Origin of the sequence: Gulosibacter sediminis (assembly GCF_014904065.1) — a bacterium.
Classification (GTDB): Bacteria; Actinomycetota; Actinomycetes; order Actinomycetales; family Microbacteriaceae; genus Gulosibacter; species Gulosibacter sediminis.
The window spans coordinates 60,419-63,767 of sequence record NZ_JACXJG010000009.1 but is presented as its reverse complement, the minus strand read 5'-3'; the positions used below and the strand labels follow the sequence as shown (position 1 = coordinate 63,767).

The 3,349-nt window shown below is 69.9% G+C and carries 1 protein-coding gene; it reads left to right on the top strand.

Annotated features, from left to right (window positions below):
• Positions 1 to 251: 251 nt before the first annotated feature.
• The coding region (locus ID132_RS15485; RefSeq protein ID WP_459562442.1) for a DUF7937 domain-containing protein at positions 252 to 3,349 on the top strand (3,098 nt) is incomplete at its 3' end.

Below are 3,349 nucleotides of genomic sequence, written 5' to 3'. Positions count from 1 at the left end.
GCGGATACGCGGGCCAGCCCGGTCAGTACGGTCAGAACCAGCAGGGTCAGTTTGGCAGCCAGCACGGTCAGCCCGACTACGGCCAGNGCGGATACGCGGGCCAGCCCGCTCAGCAGGGCCAGTTCAACCAGCAGGGGCAGTTCGCCCCGCCCCCGCCGCAGCCTCGCCCGCGCCCGCAGTTGCTCAAGAGCTCGAAGCTCGACTGGGTGCGCGACATCGGCGGCGCCGCGCTGCCCCTCATCGCGCTCGTCATGGTGTGGCACGTCGCGCAGACCCGCAGCGGCATCGCGCTCACCGCGACCGAGATCGCGCCCGTGCTCACCTCGATCGTCGCGGCGCTCGCGGGCATCCTGCAGATCGTGACGCGCTTCGGCATCGTCGGCATGCCGCAAAACACGCTCTACCTCATTCGCGCCGGCGCACAGGTGCCGTTCATCGTGACGTTCGTCGTGTACTTCGTCTTTGATGTGGTCAACGCGATCACGACCTCGAGCAAGTTCGACGGCAGCCTCGACGTCGCATTCATCGGCCTCGGTGCCGGTGCCGCCGTTGCTCTCGCGGGTGCCGCGCTCAACGTGCAGAGCCGGGACTACGAGGCCGGCCCGAACCGCGACCAGGTCAACCCGATCCCGGTCACCGCGACGAAGGTCCTCAGCTGGCTGCTCATCGGTGTCGTTGCCCTTGGTGCGCTCGTGTTGATCATCGGCTCGATCATGTTCGGAGCGGCGCTCTCCGACGCGCTCGGCAGCTTCGGCTCGGTGAACCCGGTCGGCATCATCCTCAAGGTCGTCTTCGGCGTCCTGCTTGCGCTTGCGATCGGCCTCGCCCCGGCGCTGCTCGCCAACCTCGGCTCCGAGCCGGCCCGCATCGCGACCATCGCGATTGGTGCCGCGGCGCTTCTCGCGTGGATCCTCGACGGCACCTTCGGCCTCGCCTTCTCGATCACCGGCATCGAGTCGGTCGTGCCGCTCGCCGCCTTCTCGGGCGGCGCAGGCTTTGTGCCCTTCGCGCTCGTGGCCGCAGCTCCGCTCGGTGCCCTCGCGCTTTCGCCCGAGGCACAGCGCTCGACCAAGCCGATCGAGCCGACCGTGCGTTGGTTCTCGGCGCTCGGCCTCTCGCTGCTCGCGATCGCGGCGGTCGCTCTGACGGCGGCGCTTGGCGCGATCGGTTCGTTTATCCCGGTCTACGACGGTGCAGAGCAGGACAGCGGTCGAGTCACGCTCACCGTGATCATCCTCGTGCTCTCGGTCGTCATCGCGGGTGCCGCTGTGTACGGCTACTTCGTGCTGCGCGGCAAGGCCACGCCTCCGCAGCAGCTCCACCAGGGCGGGTTTCCACAGCAGGGCCAGCCGCAGCAGCAGGCCGCGGGTCAGCTGCCGCGCATCTCGCAGCTCGTGCTGCTCATCATCACGGGCGGCATCGCCGGCGTCGGCATCATCGCGATGATCTTCGGCCTCATCGAGCAGCGCATGTCGAACGCGATCGGCGCCAGCACGGTGCCTGCCATCTACATCTTCGCGATCTACGTGCTGCTGCCGTTGATTCTCGCCGCGGGAGTCCTCTTCGTGCCTGCACTGAAGCAGCACTTCGTGGCCACTGGCACCGCGCTGAAGACTGGCGGCCAGGGCGGCCAGAACTTTGGCCAGCAGCCCGGCGGTCAGTTCGGCCAGGGGCAGCCCCAGGGCGGTCAGTACGGTCAGCAGGGTCAGGGCCAGCCGTTCGGCCAGCAGCAGCCGGGCTTCGGCGCGCAGGGATATGGCCAGCAGCAGCCCGGCCCGCAGCAGGGCTACGGCCAGCAGGAACAACAGGGCTACGGCCAGCAGCGCCAGCAGTTCGGTCAGCAGCAGTTCGACCAGCAGCAGGGCAACCAGGGTTACGGCCAGCAGCCGCAGCAGGGCTTCGGCCAGTCGAACCAACAGCAGTCGTTCGGTCAGCAGCAAGGTCAGTACGGCCAGCAGCAGTCCGGCGCTGAGCAGTCGGGCGGCTACGGCCAGCGCGACGCGGCCCGTGCGCAGGGCCAGTACGGCCAGCAGGATGCGCCGAACCAGCCGCAGGGCGGCTACGGCCAGCCCCCGCAGCCGGGCAGTGCATTCGGCCAGCCCGCGCAGGGCGGTTACGGCCAGCAGCAGGCCGACGCAGCGCCAGCGCAGAACGAGCAGGCTTCGTTCGGCCAGCACGGGGCCGCGCAGCAGCAGTCGCCGTTCGGCGGCTACGGCCAGCCCGCGGCAAGCGAGCGGGCCGGCGCAACTGAGGCCGCGTCCGACTCGGCAATCGTGAACGACTCCGCGATCGCAAGCGACTCGGCCACCGCCGAGACGCAGCGCGACGAGAACGCAGCCGACTCCGGCTTCGGCGCACCCGCGTGGGCCGGCTTCGGGGCGGCGGCTGCCGGCACGGCCGCCCTTGGCGCGGCCGCCGCCTCGTCGAACGACGACGAGTCGACCGAGTCGAACGCGGACGCAGCTTCGGGCGCCACGACCGAGGCCGAGACCTCGACCGGGTACGCCGCGTATGGCGCAACCGATTCGAGCAATTCCGCCGCCGAGCAGGCATCGAACGACGAACCCGCATCGGAGTCGACGACCGACGCCGCGCCCTTCGGCGGCTACGCCGGTTACGGCACCAGCGCGTCGAGCACCGACGAAGCGAACACCGACTCGGCCAACGCCGACGAGGCGAGCGCCGACACCGCAGACTCGACTGAGCCTGAAGCAGCCGTGGCCAGCACCGAGCAGTCGGGCGGTTACGGCTTCCAGTCGTCCACGCAGCAGTCGTCGTCGGCCTGGGGCTCGCTCGAGACCGGCGCAACCCCGACGCGTTCCGAAAGCCCGCTTGCGGAGTCGGCAGACGCCGACACCGCAACGGAACAGGGTACGGAAACCGCGAGCGACGAGGCCTCGGCTGACTCGACCGGCTACGGCGCACCCGCGGCCAGCTACGGTGACGCACCCGTCGCCGACATGACCGACGACGCGGTCACGGTCGACTCGACCGTGACCGATGGCGCATCGGGCGAGCCGGAAGCGCAGACCGAGAGCGGCTGGACCCCGGGCTGGAGCACCGACAGCTCGGCAACTGACGCCACGGCGGCCGAGACGAGCGAGACTGCAACCGTGACCACCGAAGCGGCGACCGATGACTCGCAGTCGTACGGCTCGACCTACGGTGAGCAGCCGAGCGCCGACTTCGGCGACGCCACGGAGTCGACCGAGTCGGTCAGCGACGAGGCCCCCNCGGCTATCAGCCGAGCGTCAATTTCGGTGGTGGCGACGATCAGGCGGCAGCTGAGTCGGCGACGTCCGATGACGCCTCAGTTGAGTCGACCGAGTCGGCCGGCGCTGAGACTCCG